Source organism: Rhodococcus sp. IEGM 1370 (genome assembly GCF_033142325.1).
GTDB lineage: Bacteria > Actinomycetota > Actinomycetes > Mycobacteriales > Mycobacteriaceae > Rhodococcoides.
Genome location: NZ_JAWLRY010000001.1, coordinates 685,933 through 703,525, shown reverse-complemented (window position 1 = coordinate 703,525; position 17,593 = coordinate 685,933). Strand labels below are relative to the sequence as shown.

Here is a 17,593-nt window from a genome sequence, read left to right as displayed (position 1 = left end):
CGAAACGCTCCACTACTCTGGCCTCGGCACCGAGGATCAGCCCCAACTGGAGGCGGCACAAAACCTAGGGTGATTCAACTCGACCACATAGTGCCCTTCGACCACGCCAACCCTCGCGGCGGCGGCTGGACCACCCTCAACAACCTCCAATGCCTCTGCGACTACCACCACTCCGTCAAAACCGCCGGCTACTGGACAGCAGTCATGCTCCCCGGCGGAGCCATCCTCTGGACCTCCACCTCGAAAACCACCCGAATCACCCTGCCCACCAACGCCACAGCTGTACCCATCCTCGGCAACGACCTGCGCCCGCACATCCCCACCCGACCGAAACGATCCGGCCACATCGCCTACCCCAACCCACCCGACAACCAACAGCCCGAAACAGAACCCCCAGCCGAAGACACCGACACCCCGCCCTTCTGAAGATCGGAGTTTCACGGAAGTACGGCGAACCCATGCCGCGCGTGCACCAGGGTCGGGGAGCCGAACCCCGCTACACGAACCCGCTCGGCCCCGACCGTCGCCGACCGTCGCCGAACGTCGACGTCGGCCCACGCGGCCTGCAGAGTGGCCCTCGCTGATCGACCGGCATACTCGAGAAATGAGCAATCCACGTGCAACCGCTCGCCCCCGAGCACTGACGTTGCACGGCCGCATCAGAGTGTTGACGATGAGCGTGGCGGCCCTGGCAGTCGCCGTCAGTGCTCTCGCGATCTATCTCGTCGCGGAGCAGGCCCTCCGCTCACAGATCGCGGACCGCGTGGAACGCAACAGCGACGCCATTATTGCCAGCGCGGCAACGGGGGTTCCGGCCAATCTGCTCGGCTTCGCCATCGGAGACACCGAGGGCACCGCGGTGAAGGTCGCCTTCGCGACGACTGACGGCGCATTGGTGACGTCGACGAACGGCTCCGAGCCGTTCACCAATTCCGATGGCGTTCTGGACGCCGCGGAAAGATCGGTCATCGACGGCGACACCGATCAGTCCCTGCGCGAGGCGCGGGGCTATTACATTTCGGCCAAGCGCACCAACTCAGGCGAAACGATCCTGGTGGCCGAATCGCTCAGCGCGGCGTCACCGCTACTCGGCAAACTCACGCTCGCCCTGGTCCTGGTCGGTGCGTTTCTCGTCGCACTGGCAGGTGTCGCGGGTGCCGCCGTGGCACGCACCGGACTCCGCCCGGTCAGGCGACTGCGGGCCGGTACCGAACGTGTTGCCCGCACGGGAGACTTCGAGCCCATCGACGTCAACGGAGACGACGAACTGGCATCTCTGGCCAACAGCTTCAACGAGATGTTGGCTTCCCTGTCTCGTTCACGAGCACGGCAGGGTCAGCTGATCATCGATGCCGGCGCGGAACTGATGGAGCCGCTGACAGCGTTACGCACCAACATCGATCTACTGATGTCACTCGACCGGCCGGACACTCCGGACATGCCGGAGGACCAGCAGGACCGATTGCGCGTCGAAGTCATCGCTCAGATGGACGTCATCATCGGGCTGGTGCACGACCTGGTCGACCATGCCCGGGAGCCCTCGCCGACCCCTCGGTGACGGCCGAGAACTTTCAGGACGAGAGCCGCACGCCGGTCAGGTGTTCCGAGGCGTCCCAGAGGCGACGCGCATCGTCCATCCTGCGCATCGGCTTCCACATGCCGACCTCGGTCGGTGGCCCGCCGATGACTCGCTTGGGGCCGAAGAACTGATCCCCACCTGCGTCGCTACCAGCGGCCGCAACCAATCCCGGCTGAGCTGCGCTGTCCACAGTGCCGGCAATGCCGAGGCGGGCAAGAACGCCGATCAATCGTCGGCCGGCAGAATCCTTCGGTCGCCCCAATCCCGGTTGTGCCGCAAGCAGATTGGTCGGCGAAATCCCCGGGTGAGCGATATTGCTGGTGATTCCCCAGCCGCCTGCCCTACTACGAGCCTCGAGTTCACGTGCGAACAGAGCCACCGCGAGCTTGGATTGGCTGTAGGCCTTCATGACGTCGTAGGAACGCTCCCAATCGAGGTCGTCCCAATTGATGGTCGCCGATCGCGCCGCGATGCTCGTCTGATGGGTGACCCGCGCACTACCCTTCCGCAGCAGCGGCAGCAGACCGAGGGTGAGCGCGAAATGGCCGAGGTGATTGGTACCGAACTGCAGCTCGAACCCATCCCGGGTGACCTGACGCTCGGGCGGCTGCATGACGCCGGCGTTGTTGACGAGAATGTCGATCGACCGGCCTTCCGAGACGAGTTCGCTCGCCAACGCTGCCACCGAGTTCAGTGACGACAGATCCAACGTGCGGGTGCTGATCTGTGCGCCGGGTACTGCGGTCCGGATCGACTCGGCAGCACGCTCCCCCTTGGCGGCCGAGCGGACCGGCATGACGACCTCGGCACCGGAGCGGGCGAGTTGCGTGGCGATGACCGTTCCGATCCCGTCGCTTGCTCCCGTGACGACGGCAATCTTCCCCGTCAGATCGGGAAGTGAGGTGTGTGCTTCGCGGCCCATGACAATCTCCTGTGCTGGTGTCGATCTGCGGATTCGATCTGCAGAACCCATGTTCGACGATCACCACGAGCTCATCCAGGACTTCCCGATCCACTGATACGACCGAGACCGTGGATCACGTCAGGACAGAACCTGAGTTCCCACCACCGCGAGCAGCTCCAACTTGGCGTAGCTTTCGCTGCCGGGGACTGCCGTGTACACCAGCAGACGATGCGCTTGCTCGGGGTCCAGAAGGGTCTGACAGTTCAGCTCCAGCAGACCGACCGTCGGGTGCAGAAATCGCTTGAAATCGGGCGGGCGTACCCCCACTTCGCGTTTCGCCCACAGGGTTCGAAATTCCTCGCTGACCTCGAGTAGCTCTGCGGACAGGTGCGCAGCTGTCGAGTTGGGTCCGCGAAGAGTGACGATTTCGCGCAGACCCGACGCGTACACCCGAGACAGCGCTGCCCGCTCCTCGGGCGGATACGACTGCCGGGCCTCGGGGTCTGTGAACCAGCGATACCCCAGACTTCGCTCGGGGCCGGTGCGCTGCGAGGCACCGCCGGTCAGTGCCGCGCCCAGCGGCGTCTGACGGAGCGTTTCTCCGAGTTCGGACACGATCTCGGCGGGCGTGTCGTTCAGCCGATCCAGAATGCGTAGTAGTCCTGGGCTGATGTGGTCGCTCGACGACCCGCGCACGGGAGGATTGTGCCCGGCGAGCCGGAACACGTGATCACGCTCGCCGAGCGACAGATGCAATCCCTGCGCGATGGAGGCGATCATCTGAGTCGACGGGGCAGGTCCGCTGGCCCGTTCGAGTCGTGCGTAATAGTCGGTCGACATGTGGCTCAGCTCTGCGACCTCCTCACGGCGGAGGCCTTGCGTGCGTCTGCGCTGCCCCCGTGGCAGACCGACGTCCTCCGGCTGCAACGACTGCCGTCGCTGCCGGAGAAACGCTGCCAATTCCGGTCGATCGATCACGTCGGTTCCTTCTTTCCCGTGCGTGCGCATCGCGTCTGCAGTGCATTGTGCCTGCTGCGCGATGGTTATTGTCGAGAGATGAATGCTCCCTTGACCGTCGTCACCGGCGGTAGTCGCGGAATCGGCGCGGCGGTGTCCAGGCGGCTGGTGGCCGACGGGCACGATGTGGTGATCGGCTATCGCTCCGACGCCACTGCCGCGGAAGCGTTGGCCGCCGAATTGTCGACCGACGGCCGAACGGTGATTGCCGTGCAAGCCGATACCACCGACGAGCAGGCGGTGATCGATCTGTTCACCGCAGCCGCCGAGATCGGCGCAGTCACCGGTCTGGTGAACAACGCCGGTTCGGCGCGCGCCGTGGGCGCGCTGGTGGACAACGACATCGAGACCATCAGAGCGGATCTCGACGTCAACCTCGTCGGGGTTCTCACCTGCTGCAAGTACGCGATCGCGGCGATGGCCGAATCGGGTGGCTCTATCGTCAACATCTCCTCCGCCGCCGCGACCCTGGGCAGTCCGGGCATGTACGTCCACTACGCGGCAGCCAAGGCCGCGGTCGATACACTGACGGTCGGACTGTCGAAAGAAGTTGCCGCGCAGAACATCCGCGTCAACGCAGTGGCACCCGGGATCATCGAGACCGACTTCCACCGAGATCGAGATCGGCCACAGAAGATGGCGTCGAGCATTCCCCTCGGTCGCCCCGGTGTGCCGGACGAGATCGGCGGTGCGGTGTCGTGGTTGTTGTCCGAGGATGCGCGATACGCGACCGGAACCGTCATCAGGGTGGCCGGCGGAATGTGAGTACGTCGACTCCTCTATCGAGGGGCGATGCGGTGCAGCGCCACATCCGTCAGCGCACCACCTTCGGCCGTGGCCGTCATGTACGTACAGAACGGTTGCCGACGCCGATCCGTCGGCGATCCCGGGTTGAGCAGCCGTAGGCCGTTGTCCGCGACCGTGTCCCACGGTATGTGACTGTGGCCGAACACGAGCACGTCCGTCTCCGGGTACGCCGCTGCCATTCGTCGTTCACGTCCCGTCGCGGCACCGGTCTCGTGCACCACGCTGAATCGGACTCCGCCGAGCACGACGTCGGCGCGTTCGGGCATCAGAGCCCGCAACTCTTCGCCGTCGTTGTTGCCCCAGCATGCAACCAGTCGACGCGACCGCTGCGAGAGTTGCTCGAACGCAGCCAGGTTCACCCAGTCGCCTGCATGGATCACCACATCGGCGTCGTCCACAGCCGACCACACCTCGGCGGGGAGATCACGAGCGCGCTTCGGGAGATGAGTGTCGGCAATCAGCAGTAGCTTCACCCCTCGATTGTGCACGTCGCCGATCAACGGAAGTCCCTGGATCTGGATGCGACTCGAAGATCCATCAGTTGCAGATGATCGGCCACCACGGTCACCGCACCCTCGGCGTTCTGCACCTTTCCCCGAATCAGCAACGCCGGAGCCGTGATCGCCAGCTTGCGGTACTTGGCCCACAATCCGACCGAGCACACCACGTTGACCATCCCGGTCTCGTCCTCGAGGTTGATGAACGTGACGCCTCCGGCAGTTGCCGGCCGCTGGCGATGCGTCACCGCTCCGCCGACCAGCACTCGGTCTCCGTCCGGAATCTGCAGCAGCCGGTTCGCGGGAATCACGCCGAGCGAATCGAGCCGATCTCGAAAGAACTGCGTGGGATAGGAATTCGGTGACACACCTGTTGCCCAGACGTCGGCCGAGGCCAGATCGAGATCCGACATTCCCGGTAGCGCAGGCGCTTTCGTCGACGCTCCGATGCCGGGGAGCAGTCCCGGACGCTCCCCCGCCGCTGCACCCGCAGCCCACAGTGCCTCTCGGCGAGTGATGCCGAAGCACCCGAGTGCACCTGCCGTCGCCAGCGATTCCGCCTGCGCCACCGACAGTTCGACGCGTCCCGTCAGGTCCAGGAACGAGGTGTAGAGCCCGTGTGCGTCTCGTGCGTCGACGATCTTCTGGGCCACTGCGGTCCCGATGAACTTCACATCGGCCAACCCCATGCGAATCTCGAGGCCGTTCGCCTCGAGATTCGCATGGCCGAGACTGGCGTTCACGTCTGCACCGTGGACGAGCACACCGTGCCGCCTGGCGTCGGCGACCAGGGATTGCGGCGAGTAGAAACCCATCGGTTGAGCGCGCAGCAGGCCGGCACAGAATGCCGCCGGGTGGTGCAGCTTGAACCATGAGGAGTAGAACACCAGTGAGGCGAAACTCTGCGAATGGCTTTCGGGGAAGCCGAAATTGGCGAATGCGGACAGCTTTTCGTAGATTCGGTCTGCCGCCGCGCCGGTGATGCCGTGAAGATCGCGCATCCCGTCGTAGAACCGCCCACGCAGCAGTTCCATCTTCTCCGGTGATCGCTTCGACCCCATCGCACGGCGCAGTTGATCGGCGTCGGCGGCACTGAAGCCGGCGACGTCGATGGCCATCTGCATCAGCTGTTCCTGGAACAGCGGAACTCCGAGTGTTCGATCGAGTGCCTTCTTCAGCGACGGATGCTCGAAGATCACCGGCTCGAGTCCGTTGCGGCGCTTGATGTACGGGTGCACCGAACCACCCTGGATCGGACCGGGACGGATCAGCGCGACCTCGACCACCAGATCGTAGAAGTTGCGCGGCTTGAGCCGCGGCAGAGTGGCCATCTGCGCGCGAGACTCAACCTGGAACACCCCGACCGAATCGGCTCGCTGGAGCATCTCGTACACCGCGGGCTCGGACAGGTCGATCGAGGCGAGTTCGATATCGATGCCCTTGTGTTCGGCGATCAGGTCCATCATGTAGTGCAGCGCCGAGAGCATGCCGAGCCCGAGCATATCGAACTTCACCAAACCCACTGCGGCACAATCGTCCTTGTCCCACTGCAGCACACTGCGATTCTCCATCGTCGCCCATTCCACCGGGCAGACGTCCGCGATCGGCCGATCGCAGATCACCATGCCACCGGAGTGAATGCCGAGGTGCCGCGGGAAGCCCTCGATCTGCCGCGCGAGTTCGAGAACCGATTCGGGAATACCGTCGCCCTCCTGATCACCGATTCCGGACCAGCGGGTGATCTGCTTGCTCCATGCGTCCTGCTGCCCCTGTGAGAAGCCCAGCGCACGGGCCATGTCTCGCACGGACGACTTGCCGCGGTAGGTGATGACGTTGGCCACCTGAGCGGCATGAGTGCGGCCGTACTTGGCGTAGACGTGTTGGATCGCCTCTTCTCGACGATCGGATTCGATGTCGATGTCGATGTCCGGTGGCCCGTCGCGCTCGGGTGCGAGGAACCGCTCGAACAGCAGCTTGTTCGCCACCGGGTCGACGTTGGTGATGCCGATCGCGAAGCAGACAGCCGAGTTGGCCGCCGAACCTCTTCCCTGACAGAGGATGTCGTGTGTCTTGCAGAAGTGGACGATGTCGTGGACCACCAGGAAATAGCCGGGGAATTCGAGCCTCTCGATGATGTCGAGCTCGTACTCCAGCTGCGAATAGGCCGCCGGGTTCGCCGACTGCGAGCCGTACCGACGGGCGGCCCCCTCGAACGTGAGTCGACGCAGATAGCTGATCTCGGTGTACCCGTCGGGCACCTCGAAGGGCGGGAGGCGTGGCGCGATCAGCTTCAGATCGAACGAACACTCACGACCGAGCTCGACGGCACCACGCACCGCGCCCGGATAGTGCTCGAACAGTTCCGCCATCTCCGCTCCGGACCGTAGATGTCCGCCGCCGGTCGGCGCCAACCAACCGGCGGCCTCGTCCAAACTGCTCCGAGCGCGCACAGCGGCCATCGCCATGGCCAATCTCCTGCTGCGCGGACTGGCGTAGTGCGCGGCCGTGGTCGCGATCGTCGGAAGACCGTACTTTCGAGCCAGCATCGCCAACGCATCGTTGCGCTCGTCGTCGTCGGCAATTCCGTGCCGGGTGAGTTCGACGGTGACGCGATCGGCCCCGAAGCGGTCGACGAGAGTGCGCAGCGCGGACTCGGCCGCCTCCGGACCACCGCGCGAGAGTGCCTGCCGAACATGGCCCTTCCGACAACCGGTGAGAATCTGCCAGTGCCCGCCCGCCGATTCGGTGAGTTCGTCGATGTCGTACTGCGGCTTGCCTTTGACCCCGCCGGCCAGGTGTGCGGCCGCGATCCGACGCGAGAGCCGGCGATACCCCTCCTGGCCGCGAGCGAGCACCAGTAGATGAGTGCCGTCGGGATCGGTCTCCCCGGCTCGGGATCGATGTGTGTCCAGTGAGAGTTCGGCACCGAACACGGTTCCGATGCCGAGAGCTCTGGCTGCCTCGGCGAAGCGCACGACCCCGTAGAAACCGTCGTGATCGGTGATGGCGATGGACTCGAGGCCCAGGCGTACCGCCTCCTCGACCATCTCCTCGGGCTGCGAGGCACCGTCGAGAAAGCTGAACGCCGAGTGCGCATGCAATTCTGCATACGGCGTCGTGGACAGCACGGGCTTGTCGATGGTGCGGTCGTAGACGTCCCTCTTTCGCGACCAAGCCGGGCTGTCGCCGCCGTCGCCCTCGGCCGCCGGCTTGGGACGTCCGGACAGGACACGCTCCATCTCCGACCACGTGGGTGGTCCGTCGTTCCATCCCATCGAGCCCTCCCCTCACCGCATCGCCGTTGCATCGAACACTTGTTCTAATGAGAGCACGAGGGTCCGACACGATCAACTACAGTCGAGTCGCCACTGACCCCTTCCACAGAGCCGGAGCACCGTCGTGACCCGTTGGGCCTCGTTCGTCGTATCGCACAAACGATGGGTGCTGGCTGTCGTCGTCGCCGTCGTCACAGTCGGCGGGGTGTTGGGACTGAGCGTCTTCTCGAAACTGAGTGAGGGCGGCTACGCAGACGCCGGCAGCGAATCGTCCGAGGTGGCACGGCTCGTACAGGGCATCGGCCAACCGACTCCCGACATCGTGGCGATCTACACCGCACCCGAGGGCGAGACGATCGACGACATCGGCCCCCGAGTGCAAGCGACGATCGACGAGTTCACGAGTCGATACACCCTCGGCAACGTCAACTCGTACTGGACCGCAGACCCGGTCAGCAGAGAATTTCTGATCTCGAAAGACAGAACCAAGGCCTTGGCGACGGTGTCCCTCGGGGCGAACTCGGGCGTCACGTTCAACACATTCGGCGACCTGCCGCCCCAGCTCGAAGTACCCGGCATCGAATCGCAGTTCGCCGGTGCATCGGTGGTCGGGGTATCGCTCAGCGAAACCCTCGAACGCGACCTCGTCCGCTCCGAGATCATCGCTGTTCCCATCACATTGCTGCTGCTGATATTCATCTTCGGCGGCGTCGTCGCCGCAGCGGTCCCGGTGTTCGTCGGCATCCTCAGCGTGCTCAGTTCCCTGGCCATCCTGCGGGTGCTCACCGAGTTCACCGAAGTCAGCTCGTTCTCCATCAATGTCGCGTCGCTACTGGGGCTCGGCCTTGCCATCGACTACGGACTGTTCATCGTCAGCAGATTCCGCGAGGAACTACGCGGCGGGTCGACGCCGTTCGACGCGACCGTCCGCACGGTGTCCACCGCAGGCAAGACCGTCGTCTTCTCCGGACTGCTGCTGATCTGCGCATTCGCGGGCATGCTCGTCTTCCCGCAGGCGGTGATCCGATCCCTCGGGTTCGGGGCCATGGCGGCGGTGGCGAGCGCGGCCGTCCTGTCCCTGACGGTGATTCCGGCGCTGCTCGCGATTCTCGGCCCTCGCATCAACTCCTGGACGTGGTCGCGTACCGCGTCCGATCGCAGCGATGCACGGGCACACAAGTTCTGGGGCGGCGTCGTCACCCGCGTGATGAAGCATCCGGGAATCGTCGCGGCCGTCATCGTCGCCGGGTTGCTGATCATCGCCACCCCGATCCTGAAAGTCTCACTCGGCGAGGTCGACTACACGGCGCTGCCGAAGGACAATCCTGCGCGCATGGCGTTCGAGACGCTCGGCACCGACTTCGAATCCACCGGCGAGGGTGCCACCGTGGTTCTTCGCGGACTGGACGGCGTCAAGCCTCAGGGCGCACCCATCGCAGCCCTCACCTCGGCTGTGGAATCCACACCGGGTATCGCTCGCGCCGAATTCCTGGGCTCCAAAGACGATTTCGTGACACTTCAGGCGTCCTACAGCGAGCCGACCGGCGGCCTGACCGAGGCCGAATCTCAATCCGAGGCAGTGTCTGCACTGCGCTCGATCGCCCCTCCCGACGGCACCGAGATCCTCGTCGGCGGCGGACGAGCCAACGTCGACGACGGCAATGCTGCCATCGCGAAGTGGCTACCGGTGATGATCGCCATCATGGTCGTCTCGACGCTGGTGTTGCTGTTCCTCGCGTTCGGCTCGATCGTGCTGCCCGTCAAGGCCGTACTGATGGCCGGACTGAGCCTTGGCGCAACCTTCGGCGCACTCACGTGGGTGTTCCAGGAAGGCCACGGAGCATCCCTGCTCGGCGTCACCCCAGGACCGCTCGAGTCGACGTTCGTCGTTCTCATCCTCGCGGTCATCTTCGGCTTGTCGACCGACTACGAGGTGTTCCTGATGTCGCGCATGGTCGAGGCCCGCGCGGCGGGAGCGACTACCGAGGAAGCGGTGATCTTCGGTGCCCAACGCACCGGACGCATCGTCACTGCGGCGGCGTTGATTCTGATCGTCGTCACCGGTGCCTTCACCATCTCGGGTCTGTCGATCATGAAGTTCCTCGGCGTCGGAGTCATTCTGGCTCTGATCATCGACGCGACGATCATCCGTATGTTGCTGGTTCCGTCCTTGGTCAAACTCATGGGCGAGGCCAATTGGTGGGCACCCGCCTGGATGAAGAAAGTGCACGAAAAAGCCGGTATCGGGCACTAGCACCGGAACTTACTTCGGAGTAGGGTCGGCTCGCATGGCGAACTTCATCGTAACCGGCGGTACCGGGTTTCTCGGGAAGAACGTGCTGCCCCGATTGCTCGAACGCGATGCACTCGCGGCAATCCACGTGCTGGTGCGTCCGACTTCGGTGGCGCGGCTCGAGCGACTGGCACAGCACCTCGACGGCGGCGACCGAATTCACCCGCTGGTCGGCGACCTCACCGAGCCGGAGCTCGGACTCCGAGACGTGCCTTCCGACATCGACCACATCCTCCACCTCGGAGCCGTCTACGATCTGACCGCGGGCGACGAGCAGACCCCGACCAACGTCGCCGGAACGGCCTCGGTGATTCGTCTCGCCGAGAAGACGGGGGCTCGCCTGCACCACATCTCGTCGATCGCCGTCGCGGGCGATCACCGAGGAACGTTCTCGGAGAACGACTTCGACCTCGGTCAAGCCTTTCCGACGGCATATCACCGCACCAAATTCGAGTCCGAGCAGCTGGTGCGAGACAGCGCTGTGGACTGGCGGGTCTACCGGCCCGCCGCGATCATCGGCCACTCGGAGACCGGTGCCATCGACAAAGTGGACGGCCCGTACTACTTCTTCCCGTTCTTCGCCGAACTTGCCAAGCTGCCTTCTGCCATACCGATCACGGTGCCGAAGATGGGCTCCACCAACCTCGTTCCGGTCGATTACGTCGCCGACGCCATCGTCGAGCTCGTACATCGAAACACTTCTTCCGGCAGCGTGTTCCATCTGGTGAACACGAGTCCGCAATCCATGGCCGAGGTGTATTCCGCATTCTCGTCGGCAGCCGGATCGCGAGCGAAGATCGTCGACGTACCGGGTGCACTGGTCGCTCCGGTCGTCTCCCCCAAATATCGAGCCGTACGCAAGCAACGCGACGCCGCCCTTCGTGATCTCGGCGTACCTCCGGTGATGCTCGATCACTTGACCCTGCCCACGGTGTTCGAGTCGGCAGCGACACAGAAAGCATTGCAGGGCAGCTCGATTGCACCGCCTCCACTGCGCACGTACGCCGATCGCGTGTGGACCTACTGGCGGGAGAACTTCGACCCCAAGCGCAATCGCCGCAACGATCCGCGCGGGCCACTGTTCGGTCGTCACATCATCATCACCGGCGGCTCCTCCGGCATCGGACGGGCCAGCGCCGAGGCGGCCGCACGCAAGGGCGCAGTGGTCATACTGCTCGCACGCGGTCAGGATCAACTCGACGACGTGGTCGAAAGAATTCGCGAATCAGGTGGCACTGCATACGGTTACCCGTGCGACGTGACCGACAGCGAGTCGGTCGAGCACACCGTGAAAACCGTTCTGAGCGAACACGGTCATGTCGACATGCTGGTCAACAATGCCGGGCGATCCATCCGCCGCTCGCTCTATCGGTCCACCGATCGGTTGCACGATTACGAGCGCACCATGGCCGTCAACTACTTCGGGGCAATTCGGTTGGTGCTGGCGCTGCTGCCACACATGCGTGAACGTCAGTTCGGGCACGTGGTCAATATCTCCAGCGCTGCCGTCCTGGGACACCCCCCGCGGTTCTCCGCCTATGTCGCCAGCAAGGCAGCGCTCGACGGGTTCACCGATGTTGCTGCGGCAGAAACACTCTCGGACGGAATCACGTACACGACGATCCACATGCCGCTGGTGGACACTCCGATGATCACCCCGACGGGCGACAAGAACGTCGGCCCGGTGTTCTCACCGGAGAAGGCCGCGGCCATGGTGATCCGCGCATTGAGCGACAAGCCCAAACGCATCGATACGCCGCTGGGAACGCTCGGACAGTTCGGAGCCATCTTCGCCCCCAAGGGCAAGGACCGCACGATGCACCAGCACTACCGCACGTTCGCCGAGTCCGCGGCTGCCAAAGGAGAAGCGCAGGTACCCCTCGAGGACGGAAAGGTGCCCTACCGAGTCCGGCCGTACGATCCGAAAGCTCCGAGCGCACGCATCGGCAAAGTGATCCGTCGCGCCGGCAGATTGGTACCCGGCACCAGCTGGTGACCGGCGGGGTCAGCGCAGCAGTGCCTTTCCCCAGACACGCAGGAATCCCTGACTCAGGTATGTCAGAGTGCCGATGGCCAGCACCCATTTGACGGTGCTGACCACGGTGGTGGCGCGAACGACGGTGTCGGTGATCTGTTCGCGGTTGTCCACCAGAATCAGCCCGACGATGTTCTCGATGTAGTCGCCGGCGGCAGAGGCCACGGGTGCGACGGCCAATGCCGTCGTCGCTGCAGGGCTCAGCGGCGTCTTGTCCGCCAGGCTCCTCGCGCCGGCACGCAATGCAACGGCGTAGATCGCCGGATGGACGAAATCGGGCAGATAGTGGCTGCGGAACCGGGCAATCTCGGTCTCGTCCATGCTCGCCAGGATCTGCCGATAACGCTCGGCGGACCACGCCGTCTGCACGGCAAGCACTTTCGGAGCTGCTGGGCCGAGCAGTCGGGCGATGTTGGCCTGGGATACGACGAACAGTGCCGACCAGCCCAGCATCCTGCGATCGAGCGAACCGAGAGTCATGTCCGAGACCCTAATGCGTCAGGAACGGGAGGACGGTGGCCTCGAACGCCGAGTAGCCGTCGCGATGAATGCTGTGTCCGGTGCGAAACGCATCGACGCGGCAGGTCGAGATCTCGGAGACCATCGCGTCCAGTCGTTCCGGATCGACCATGCCGCCGGGACCGCCGCGAAGCACCAACGTCGGAGCAGCGATGTCGGCCAATGACTCCCACCACTGCGGATTCGGCCGACGGAACTGCTCGAGAGCAGTGGCGGTCATCGAGCGATCGAAGGCGAGTACCGCGCGGGGATGCAGAACGACGCTGCTCGCTGCGTGCCAGAGCTCGGTGATCGACGGCATCTTGCCGGTCAGCGTCGGCGGAGCGTCCCCCGGCCTGATCGGTATCGGGAGCTCTTCGAGTACCAGACGCCGAACGAGCTCCGGGCGACGTTGCGCGACGAGCGAGACCGCGTATCCACCGAGGGAATGGCCGACGAGATCGACTTCGTTCAGCCCGAGGTGGTCGATCAGGGCCAGCAGGTCTGCCCCGAAGGAATCGAACTCGTACGTGGACGTGTGCGCACTCTTGCCGTGTCCGCGCAGATCGACGGTGATCACCCGGCGGCCCAGCGCGGTGAGTGCCCGGGTGAACCGATCCCAGGTTGTGCTGTCACCGCCCATGCCGTGCACCAGCATCACCGGTGCCGATTCCGAGTTCGCATGCCCCAGCGGGGTGAACGACCGATACGCGATATCGACGCCATCGAGGTCGACCGTCTCCGACATCATCTGCATTCCCTCGACGGTAGCGGTGCCGCTATTCGTAGATTCCTTCCACCCGCCACCGACCCTCGTCGAACACCAGCAGCAGGGCCCTCTCGTCGTCGAGCACCACCTGGGCTCGCGCCGTCGGACCCGTCGCCGCGTGGCCACTGTCCCACCATCGCTCGTCCACCGGCCACGGTCCCGCCAAACCCGTCAACTCCCATTCCTTGGTGCCCCAGCGCAACCGCGACGGGGGCGCATCGAACACACCACGATCGGTGACGCCGATTCCGGTTCCCGCTCGATTCATCAACGTCACTGTCGGACGTGTCTCGATCACTGCCGCCGGAGCAGGCTCGGGTAGCCGTCCCGGCCAAGGAGCCGACGGGTCGGATATCGGCACCAATTCGTCGCCGAGCGGACGCAACGTGATCCGCTCGGCCGGCCCACGACCCCCACTGAGCACACCACCGAGAACCGATTCGCCACCGAGCAGACCCTGCACGCGCACCAACGCCCGACGCGCCCTCTCGTCCTCGTCGCCGACACTGCCCCACAACCCCAGTTGCAGCTCACCTGCGGCCACCACTTCGATCGGTTCGAGCCGCAGCACGGTGATCGCGGACGTCGGCTTGTTCTCGCTGCGCCCGGTGATCCAGCCGTCCAGTTGCCACCGCACACGATCGGCTGTTCCTTCCGGCGTCAACGGCTCCGCGCAGCGCCAGATCCGCGACAGGTTCTCACCGTTACCGGTACTGGCATGCACCAGCAGCCGAGTACACGCAACGGCAGCGGCGGCAAGCTTGGTGTGCAGCTGCTCGGCCAGGCCGCGCCCGGCGAAGGCAGCGGCGTCGACCCGATCGATCGGTGGGTCGCACAGGTACTCCACATCCAGGTCGGGTGGAAGAGCCCTGGCCGACGGCGGACGCTCGGGCTCGCCTCGTGCACTGCGATGCGCCAACACCGCGTCGGTACCGAACCGGGACGCCACATCCCCCGGAGACAGTGCAGCGAAGTCGCCGATGGTTCGTAGACCCAAGCGCCGCAACAGATCCACCAGCTCGCCGCGATCGGCAGCAGACATGCTCGGTTCCGCCGAGAGTTCCGCCACCGGCAACGGCGCAAGGAAGCCTGCACCCCCGCCGCGCGGCACCACCTGCGCATACCGCGCGGCGACGACCGCGGTGGACAGCTCGTCGGCGATACCGATCTGACATTCCACTCCGGCAGCCGACGCTTCGTCGATCAGCCGTTCCGCGGCCCGATGCTCGGTACCGAAATACCGTCCGACGCCGCGGGCAGAAAGAACCAGCAGGCCCGGTCGTAGCACTTCGACTCCCGGTGCGATGGCGGCGATCGCCGAGACCACGGGCTCGAACAGTCGCGCATCACGATCGGTATCGGCCAGAGCGACATGCACTTCCGGGCACCGCGCCTGCGCTTCCCGACGGCGTAGGCCGCGCTTGATGCCCGATGCCCGTGCCGTCGCCGAGCACGCGACGACCCGATTGGCCGAGGTGACGACCACCGGATGCGTCGCAGGGAGATCGGCCTGGGCAGCTGCTGCAACGGCAGGCCAATCGGGGCACCACAGAGCCAGAACACGGTTGGCATGAACACGGCTGGAGCGGTCGATGCTCATGTCGAGACCGCGATCGACAACGGATTCTGTTCGCGCCCCTCGGCATGCCACTCGATGCGGCCGTTCTCCGAACGCAGGTCGAGTCGAACGGTGCGGGGCCGCATCGCCTTGCCGCGAGCGCACACCGACAAACGGACGCCGCGCAGTCGGCCGCGACCCAGCTCCCGGCCCGTGCCGAGGCCGTCGTATCCGTGGACCGATGCGTCCAGTCGTAACTCTGCCCCGTCCCAGTGCCCATCGGTCACCAGCAGCGTCGAGCCCTTGCTACGCGCTCTGGCCACCACGGCCCTGGCCCGAGTGGGCGATACCGACAGACCACCGAGACCGAGCACGACGAGGTCGACACCGTCGAGCAGAATTGCCGCCACTTCCACCGGATCGGGACCGGGATCGGGAATCAAGGCCAGCTTGCTCAGCTGTGCACCCATCTCCACCGCGGCCAGAATCCCGAAACGGGGCTGCCCGATGACGGCGACATGCCCACCGGCACCGGTCACCGCAGCCACCAACCCGATCAGGAGCGAGCCGGCACCGGATACCGAGGCCACCGTTCCACGCACCAGGCCGCCGTGCGGTAGTACCTCGATCAGCGCGGAGGGCACCGGTAGAACGGGCCGCTGACGGGTTGGACGCTGCGTCGACGGTTCCTGAATCACGGGCTCGACAGGGTCCGAATTCTCGATGCGCACCGACGCCGTTTCGCCCCGAGAAGGCACGGCAGCCATCCGGCTACGCAGCAACGCCACGCGCTCCGGCAGCGACAACCCGTCGAGCGCATCCGGCGTGACAGAAGCTCCCGATACAGTCATGTCACTCCCCTTCGCGGCGTAGAAAGTCGAGCCGAAACTTCGGTGTTCGACGGACGCGGGAAGTGGCGCATTCGAACACAATTTCGATCTGCACTCAGTAAAGCCGCTCGGACGGCAACTCGTCAAGGTGATGCCGAAGCCCCTGGTAGATGCCTCCGTTCCGTGGCTGCAGGCACGTCCCGCCATCGTCAACTAACCTGTGGACGTGACGGATCAGCAGCGTGTTCGACGGGGCGTCGGGCCCGACTACCTCCTGGCAGGCAGATACCGCCTGGCCGGCAAACTCGGCGGTGGAGGCATGGGCGCGGTATGGCTCGCCACCGACACACTTCTGCACCGTCAGGTGGCCGTCAAGCAGGTCACGTCCACCACTCGACTGACCCCTCAGCAGGCCGAGGAAGTACGCAACCGGGCCATGCGCGAGGGACGCATCGCTGCCCGACTCTCCAGCCCGCACGCCATCGCGATGCACGACGTCGCTCTCGTCGACGGTGAGCCGTGGTTGGTCATGGAATACCTGTCCTCGCGCAGTCTCGCGCAGGCCCTCGGCACCACCGATTCGCTACCACCGTTCGAGGTCGCTCAGATCGGCGCACAGATCGCCGATGCACTGACCGAGGCGCACGAGGCCGGAATCGTGCACCGCGACATCAAACCGGGCAACATTCTGATCGCCGATCGCGGCAAGGATCTGGGCATCGTCAAGATCAGCGACTTCGGCATCTCCCGCGCCAAGGGAGACGTCGAAGAAGCCGACGACAGCGTGATCACCGGTACCCCTGCTTATTTCGCCCCCGAGGTCGCGCGCGGACAGGACCCCACCGCGTCCAGCGACGTGTTCTCCCTCGGCGCAACGCTGTACACGGCCATGGAAGGCAAACCGCCGTTCGACATCGATCACGATTCGATCGCACTGCTGCACCGAGTTGCCAAGGGGCAGATCATTGCTCCCACCCGCAGCGGCGATCTCACGGGACCGTTGCTGCACATGCTCGAGCCCGATCCTGCCCGACGCCCCACCATGGCGCAGGCGCGTGACGAGATCATCGTCGCCGCGATCAGCAAGCGCGGCACCATAGCTCAACTGCGCGGGGTGCCGCTGACATCTGCGGACGGTGTGGTCCCGGCATGGGCCAGGCGCTCGACACCGGTCTCCGAATCTCGCCGTCCGTCGCGGGAGTTCGGAAGAACCATCGCGGGCCTACCGGCCGTGCAACCCGGTGAGAGCCAAGCAAATCCGGTCCCGTCCACGTATTCGCCACCACCGTTCGACCTGCCGAAAAAGAAGAAGAACCCGATCGACGACGTCCTGATGCGCATCGAGGACGTCATCGGCGATCGAACGTCGATTCCGTCGACCGCAATCCTCGCAGCACTCGTGCTCGCCGTCGTGATCGTTCTCGTTCTGGTGATCATGCTTGTGATCTGACCCTCGGCACCGATCTCCGCATCGGATTTCCCCGCCCCGACAGCACCCGCAACCATGCGTCGACGATGGGGATCGGCAAGT

Annotated in this window: 14 protein-coding genes; 6 read left to right on the top strand and 8 right to left on the bottom strand. The window is 64.9% G+C overall.

Translation table 11 applies throughout. The annotated features are described in order from the left end of the window. Window positions 1–69: 69 nt before the first annotated feature. Both R4P47_RS03170 and R4P47_RS03165 read left to right on the top strand, forming a co-directional pair. Window positions 70–426 (top strand): HNH endonuclease signature motif containing protein, encoded by a 357-nt coding sequence (locus R4P47_RS03170; protein ID WP_317784066.1) that lies wholly within the window; start codon window positions 70–72, stop codon window positions 424–426. Between the two features lie 178 nt (window positions 427–604). Next, a complete protein-coding gene (locus tag R4P47_RS03165; RefSeq protein WP_317784065.1) occupies window positions 605–1,558 on the top strand; it encodes a HAMP domain-containing protein in 954 nt (317 codons plus the stop codon). Window positions 1,559–1,571: 13 nt separating this feature from the next. Here the strand turns inward: R4P47_RS03165 and R4P47_RS03160 are convergent, their stop codons facing one another. Both R4P47_RS03160 and R4P47_RS03155 read right to left on the bottom strand, forming a co-directional pair. Then, on the bottom strand, window positions 1,572–2,501 hold the full coding sequence (locus R4P47_RS03160) for an SDR family oxidoreductase (RefSeq protein WP_317532266.1): 930 nt from the start codon (window positions 2,499–2,501) through the stop codon (window positions 1,572–1,574). A 120-nt stretch (window positions 2,502–2,621) separates the two neighbouring features. After that, window positions 2,622–3,461 (bottom strand): helix-turn-helix transcriptional regulator, encoded by an 840-nt coding sequence (locus R4P47_RS03155; RefSeq protein WP_317784064.1) that lies wholly within the window; start codon window positions 3,459–3,461, stop codon window positions 2,622–2,624. Window positions 3,462–3,539: 78 nt separating this feature from the next. On the opposite strand from R4P47_RS03155, the gene R4P47_RS03150 reads away from it, so the two are divergent. Beyond that, complete coding sequence (locus R4P47_RS03150) at window positions 3,540–4,265, top strand: SDR family NAD(P)-dependent oxidoreductase (RefSeq protein WP_317784063.1); 726 nt, start codon at window positions 3,540–3,542, stop codon at window positions 4,263–4,265. Window positions 4,266–4,279: 14 nt separating this feature from the next. On the opposite strand, the gene R4P47_RS03145 is transcribed toward R4P47_RS03150, so the two are convergent. Beyond that, window positions 4,280–4,780: a metallophosphoesterase gene (locus R4P47_RS03145; RefSeq protein ID WP_317784062.1), complete on the bottom strand. Its 501-nt coding sequence runs from the start codon at window positions 4,778–4,780 to the stop codon at window positions 4,280–4,282. Window positions 4,781–4,803: 23 nt separating this feature from the next. Beyond that, on the bottom strand, window positions 4,804–8,079 hold the full coding sequence (locus tag R4P47_RS03140; RefSeq protein ID WP_317784061.1) for an error-prone DNA polymerase: 3,276 nt from the start codon (window positions 8,077–8,079) through the stop codon (window positions 4,804–4,806). A gap of 124 nt (window positions 8,080–8,203) precedes the next feature. On the opposite strand from R4P47_RS03140, the gene R4P47_RS03135 reads away from it, so the two are divergent. Beyond that, a complete protein-coding gene (locus R4P47_RS03135; protein WP_317784060.1) occupies window positions 8,204–10,333 on the top strand; it encodes an MMPL family transporter in 2,130 nt (709 codons plus the stop codon). Window positions 10,334–10,367: 34 nt separating this feature from the next. After that, on the top strand, window positions 10,368–12,368 hold the full coding sequence (locus R4P47_RS03130) for an SDR family oxidoreductase (protein ID WP_317784059.1): 2,001 nt from the start codon (window positions 10,368–10,370) through the stop codon (window positions 12,366–12,368). A 9-nt stretch (window positions 12,369–12,377) separates the two neighbouring features. Here R4P47_RS03130 and R4P47_RS03125 read toward each other — a convergent pair whose 3' ends face one another. The 4 genes from R4P47_RS03125 to R4P47_RS03110 are packed head-to-tail and all read right to left on the bottom strand — an operon-like array spanning window position 12,378 to window position 16,083. Next, complete coding sequence (locus R4P47_RS03125) at window positions 12,378–12,887, bottom strand: hypothetical protein (RefSeq protein ID WP_317784058.1); 510 nt, start codon at window positions 12,885–12,887, stop codon at window positions 12,378–12,380. Between the two features lie 10 nt (window positions 12,888–12,897). Continuing rightward, window positions 12,898–13,662 carry an alpha/beta fold hydrolase gene (locus R4P47_RS03120; RefSeq protein WP_411567287.1) on the bottom strand — a complete coding sequence of 255 codons (765 nt, stop codon included), beginning with the start codon at window positions 13,660–13,662 and terminating at the stop codon, window positions 12,898–12,900. A 22-nt stretch (window positions 13,663–13,684) separates the two neighbouring features. Next, window positions 13,685–15,274, bottom strand: a complete 1,590-nt coding sequence (locus R4P47_RS03115; protein WP_317532259.1) for a DNA polymerase Y family protein — start codon at window positions 15,272–15,274, stop codon at window positions 13,685–13,687. Beyond that, window positions 15,271–16,083, bottom strand: a complete 813-nt coding sequence (locus tag R4P47_RS03110) for a hypothetical protein (protein ID WP_176460342.1) — start codon at window positions 16,081–16,083, stop codon at window positions 15,271–15,273. Before R4P47_RS03110 ends, R4P47_RS03115 begins: the two co-directional genes overlap by 4 nt. A 199-nt stretch (window positions 16,084–16,282) precedes the next feature. On the opposite strand from R4P47_RS03110, the gene R4P47_RS03105 reads away from it, so the two are divergent. Next, entirely contained in the window at window positions 16,283–17,512 is a 1,230-nt protein-coding gene (locus R4P47_RS03105) for a serine/threonine-protein kinase (protein WP_411567286.1), read from the top strand. Window positions 17,513–17,593 lie beyond the last annotated feature (81 nt).

Coding starts and splice junctions, on each gene's coding strand:
- R4P47_RS03150 (WP_317784063.1), top strand. CDS start 3,540: ATGAATGCTCCCTTGACCGTCGTCACCGGCGGTAGTCGCGGAATCGGC.
- R4P47_RS03160 (WP_317532266.1), bottom strand. CDS start 2,501: ATGGGCCGCGAAGCACACACCTCACTTCCCGATCTGACGGGGAAGATT.
- R4P47_RS03110 (WP_176460342.1), bottom strand. CDS start 16,083: ATGACTGTATCGGGAGCTTCTGTCACGCCGGATGCGCTCGACGGGTTG.
- R4P47_RS03130 (WP_317784059.1), top strand. CDS start 10,368: ATGGCGAACTTCATCGTAACCGGCGGTACCGGGTTTCTCGGGAAGAAC.
- R4P47_RS03115 (WP_317532259.1), bottom strand. CDS start 15,274: ATGAGCATCGACCGCTCCAGCCGTGTTCATGCCAACCGTGTTCTGGCT.
- R4P47_RS03140 (WP_317784061.1), bottom strand. CDS start 8,079: ATGGGATGGAACGACGGACCACCCACGTGGTCGGAGATGGAGCGTGTC.
- R4P47_RS03120 (WP_411567287.1), bottom strand. CDS start 13,662: ATGCAGATGATGTCGGAGACGGTCGACCTCGATGGCGTCGATATCGCG.
- R4P47_RS03125 (WP_317784058.1), bottom strand. CDS start 12,887: ATGACTCTCGGTTCGCTCGATCGCAGGATGCTGGGCTGGTCGGCACTG.
- R4P47_RS03165 (WP_317784065.1), top strand. CDS start 605: ATGAGCAATCCACGTGCAACCGCTCGCCCCCGAGCACTGACGTTGCAC.